The sequence below is a fragment of the Sulfurovum sp. genome (assembly GCF_041562805.1).
Lineage (GTDB): Bacteria > Campylobacterota > Campylobacteria > Campylobacterales > Sulfurovaceae > Sulfurovum.
This window is the reverse complement of record NZ_JBFFOH010000184.1, coordinates 1-4,326: the sequence shown is the minus strand read 5'-3', so window position 1 is coordinate 4,326 and position 4,326 is coordinate 1. Positions and strand designations below refer to the sequence as shown.

The following is a 4,326-nucleotide window of genomic DNA, read 5'->3' as shown; positions in this document are numbered from 1 at the left end:
CAGTCTGACCGGCAATAACTTCCTGTCGGGCCAATTCCGTATCTGTTTTTACTTGACTGATTTGAGCATCGAGTAATTCCTCTTGTTTTGCCTGTAGAGAATTTTGACCCATTGCCTGAATGGATTGACCTATATCAGATTTAGCACCGCGGGGAACAGGGCTAGTCTGTAAAGCGGGAGAAGTAGTACCTGCGCCCATCGCATAAAGAGGGTGAATACCTGCTCTGTTTGCATCTTCAACAAGACGACTAAAACGACCACGGTCATAATTACGTTGTTCGTTAAGGTCTTGTCTATCCCAGTGACGAAATAAATATGAATGTCCAAGTGTTCCTGCATTAGCTACGCCAGCATCTATACCAAACATTAGCATGTCCTTTTATGAGTTTGTTTATGTTCAGGCCGTGCAGAACCGCCTCGTGCTTTAGAAGCAAAGAAGTTTGAACGACGAAGAGCATCATTATATTTGACGCGACATTTTGTTTTTTTTGTTGCGCTATATAATTTATTAAATATCTTTTTTTCACCAACTTTGTTTTGAGTATCAGTTTTGATGATTTTAAGACGACTAAAAGTGCGAGTTGCTGAAGGACGATTAAATGTCGGATTGTAAAGCTTTTGAAGTTTAATGAGCTTTTTAACGCGCCTAGAGCGAACGCGCGTTTGTTTGAGAACGATAACTTTTTTTAGACTTTTTTTCCGTTGTGACATAATCATCTCCTAGCATGAAATCCATTATATCATTAAATGATTTAGAATGAGAAGCCCGCTTAAAAGCTTTGAGTTCAGGAGGTACTATAACGGAAGGATGTTGTAACCAGTCACGATAGTTAGGAGCGATGATTTCACCAAGTTTCTCAAGCATCCGCAAATCAAGTTTTGCAGAGATGCCATTAAGTTTGATTACGCCGTCGAAATTACGGAATTGTAAACCGAGATTACGAGCCTGCATTTTTTCTTCAGAGTTTAATATAGCGTTCGGATACATACCATGTTTTTTGAGTCGTGAAGCAATAGCGGGAAGAGAGTAAGAGCCAAGAGCAGGGTTACGGCTCATTATTGAAAATTCGGGTACTCTAGGAGGATATGATTTTTTTTCGTAGTCTTTTTCGCTAGTCATTTTTTTAAGAGTATAACCAGTAACGTAACGGATACCGCCTTTTTTAACAGCACCAGTTTGAGAATGACCTAGCTTCCAAGATTTTTTTACTAGCTTTTCCGCTAGAGCTAAGTCAATATTGTAAATGATAGCATGATAGTGAGGCCTTTCAGTTTGAGAGCCATATTCGCCTACGCCAAAGTAGCGTATTTTATGACCTTTTGTGATGTAATCAAGATTACGTCTGAATCTTTTGAAGAAGTTTTGTAAGTCACGTTTGTTTAAAGATTGTAGAGGGGGTATGTTTTCAGGTGAATAGGTAAGAGTGACAAAAACAGGATTAGGGAAAGTTTTTGTTTCGAGCATTAATTTTGTAAACCATTCTTTTTGACGATTGATGCGACAGGGCATACAGCCACCGCATCCGATATAATTTCCGTCTTTTTGAAAGTTTTGTGGATTTAGACAACGCATTATTGACCCTTTTTTTTGTTAGTGTAGCATAATTTTGTGTCAGTAGTTATAAGGCACATCAAGTATGTGCCTTTTGAGTTTGTCTAGCGCGTATACGTTGTCACTTTTTACGCATTTCTATAAGTAGTGAGTATAGGCTAGATTAAGGGCCGTCGGAGGCCCAATTTTGGTTACGCTTCGCTTTGGTCTGACACAGGGTCTACGTTGTCAGTTTTTTTGGGTAACTCATCCGAGTTACTAGAAGAGCGGGACTCTGGGTTAAGCAACTGTTCAGCAGTAAGATTGTTATCGAGGAGATATTCTTCGACCATTTCTTTGGTCTCATAAGGAGAGAGTATATCTTCGTCGAAGTTATCTGCAAAGTCGTTATCATCTTCATAGGTATCTAAACCTTGAGCTGATGCGAGTCGGGATAGTTCGGCCATCATTTGAGAACGTAAACGGTCCTCAATAGAGATTTCGTCATCACCGATGACTTCGACTAATTTTTCCCCTGAGTTAATTTCATTACGACTTTGTATAGTAGCGAGATGGATAGTATGACGAGTTGTTTTATCAGCAAGTATCTCAAAGACTTGTCCTTTTTTGACATAGTAGCGTTTAGACGGAGATTGAATCTCGTCGTCTATGACGATGTGATAATTTCCAGTAGCAATAACAGAGATTTCTGTATATGCATGAGCAGTGAACTTGTCGTTTCCTTTACCGTTGAGAGTCTCTATCATCTTAAAATTCCTTTTGTATTGTTAGAGACCATTCTTCGGGCCACACATGAATTGTTGACCATACACCAAAGTACATCCTCAGATTGAACAGCATGAATACGCTTAGAAGGAACACATTCAATAAATGATTGATTTAAGAGTGGGGGAGTCTCGAATTTTCTAGCTAAATGCCAAAAATCGAGAGTAGTTCTGAATTGACCTGACACAGTAGAGGGAGTAGATCTGTAATCAGCATATCGATCAGAATATCCAAAGGTATCGTGGGTTGTTGTTGGATCGGTTGCATCTATTTCTCCTTGTTTGATGGCTTGTTGACCAATGTTTTGTAATTCTTTTTGATAGAAGTCTTCTTTATCCTGACGTAGCCATGTACGATGTAGGCCATCTTGATAAATAGATTTTGGAACGACAGACATAAGAGTAATCATATAACCGTGTTCTTCAAAGAATTTTTTAGTATTGCGAGTCTTGAGTGCAGTAATACCGTGACCTCTTAACTGACCGACATCTTCAGGAGAAGTTGAGTCAGCACCAGTCTGGACGACTTCAGAGAATTGTAGTGTACTTTTACCACCGCCAAGATATTCAGGACGTTGCAGACGAGCGTCAGAAGGTTTAACACCGAGATAACGCAAATATTCAGAATAACGAGAACCATATTGAGCGCGAGCTTCGGCATAGCGTTGAAGAGCAAAGAGTTCGCGGAACTCATTAGCAGTAACGCCCGTGGCTTGAGTTAAGTCTGCGACGAGAGAATGAGTTGAATCACCTTGTGTACCAGTATGTACTTCTGTTCCGCTTGAGCCTAAATCATCAAGAAGATTGCTACCAACATCAGTGCGAAAATTCGCATTAGAAGTGACAGAAACAGAAGGATTTGAAATCGTACCAGTAACAGGAGCAGAAGCACCAAGAGGTATTTGAATATCAGAACCTTTTTGAGTCCATGGACGTGCAGTAGTGAAATAATCTTTTCGCCAAGCAACTTTTCTGATTGCTGTATTATCCATATTGCTGATGGGATTAACTAGGTCTTGGTCTCTATAAAACTCATTATAGATGAGATTATAAGCACGAATAGGAAGAGCATTAACTTCAAGATTTGGAACAGTAGGAACACCCATATAATCGGGAATTTGACCAGCGCCACCACCTACGGGGATTTGCAGAGTAGGAACTGTATCAGCATTATCATTGTCAGGTCCACCAGTAATAAAGTCTTCCCAACCATCCCATAATAGGCGTGTTGGTACGAACCAGTGGTGGAACCGAACAGTACAAGGATGCATAACAGGAGCAAGCATAGGAGACACACGAATCAATGCAGAAGTAGAAAGCTTCATAGTATCACCAGGAAGAACTTCCTGGAGTTGAACGGGTATAAGTTCACCCATATCAGCGGTAGTAAGTTTGTAGTTAGATAAGTTTTGTTTTGAACGATTTGCCATATTACATCCTATAACCAATTTTAGGTGGGCCGTATGATTTACGGCGACGAGAGCGAGTAGAACGACGGCGACGACTTGGACGGCGAGAGCCATAACGAGTAGAGCGACGTTTAAAAGAGCGTTTACGATACATTTGTTTTTCCTTAACGATAGAATTTACCCTTTCCAGAGTTTCCTATACTATTATTTTTAAACTTAAGATTAAGTTTATATTGTTTAATCTCATTGATTATCTTATTAATATCAGAATCGGGAGCTTTTGTTTTGTCTTTAATAGCCTGATACAAATCAGCACCGACTACACCAAGACCGTAAGCCCATGAGACAACATCACCGTATCTATCTTCGATAATTTGAGCATCTGACCAGTCTTTGTTTTTGTTGACTTCGGCACCGCCAATTTTCATCTCAGTTTGAGGATTTTTATTAACAGAGCGGGCAGTCTGACCGGCAATAACTTCCTGTCGGGCCAATTCCGTATCTGTTTTTACTTGACTGATTTGAGCATCGAGTAATTCCTCTTGTTTTGCCTGTAGAGAATTTTGACCCATTGCCTGAATGGATTGACCTATATCAGATT

6 protein-coding genes are annotated in these 4,326 nt (G+C 40.0%); all 6 read right to left on the bottom strand.

Annotated features, from left to right (window positions below):
* A partial coding sequence (locus ABYK33_RS14070; protein WP_373033919.1) for a hypothetical protein occupies positions 1–373 on the bottom strand: 373 nt, incomplete at its 3' end.
* Positions 367–711: a hypothetical protein gene (locus tag ABYK33_RS14065; protein ID WP_373033917.1), complete on the bottom strand. Its 345-nt coding sequence runs from the start codon at positions 709–711 to the stop codon at positions 367–369. The genes ABYK33_RS14070 and ABYK33_RS14065, both read right to left, overlap by 7 nt.
* Positions 647–1,573 (bottom strand): hypothetical protein, encoded by a 927-nt coding sequence (locus tag ABYK33_RS14060; protein WP_373033916.1) that lies wholly within the window; start codon positions 1,571–1,573, stop codon positions 647–649. Before ABYK33_RS14060 ends, ABYK33_RS14065 begins: the two co-directional genes overlap by 65 nt.
* A 170-nt stretch (positions 1,574–1,743) precedes the next feature.
* Positions 1,744–2,298 (bottom strand): hypothetical protein, encoded by a 555-nt coding sequence (locus ABYK33_RS14055; protein ID WP_373033915.1) that lies wholly within the window; start codon positions 2,296–2,298, stop codon positions 1,744–1,746.
* Positions 2,295–3,746, bottom strand: a complete 1,452-nt coding sequence (locus tag ABYK33_RS14050; protein ID WP_373033914.1) for a major capsid protein — start codon at positions 3,744–3,746, stop codon at positions 2,295–2,297. Before ABYK33_RS14050 ends, ABYK33_RS14055 begins: the two co-directional genes overlap by 4 nt.
* A 143-nt stretch (positions 3,747–3,889) precedes the next feature.
* The coding region (locus ABYK33_RS14045; RefSeq protein ID WP_373033913.1) for a hypothetical protein at positions 3,890–4,326 on the bottom strand (437 nt) is incomplete at its 5' end.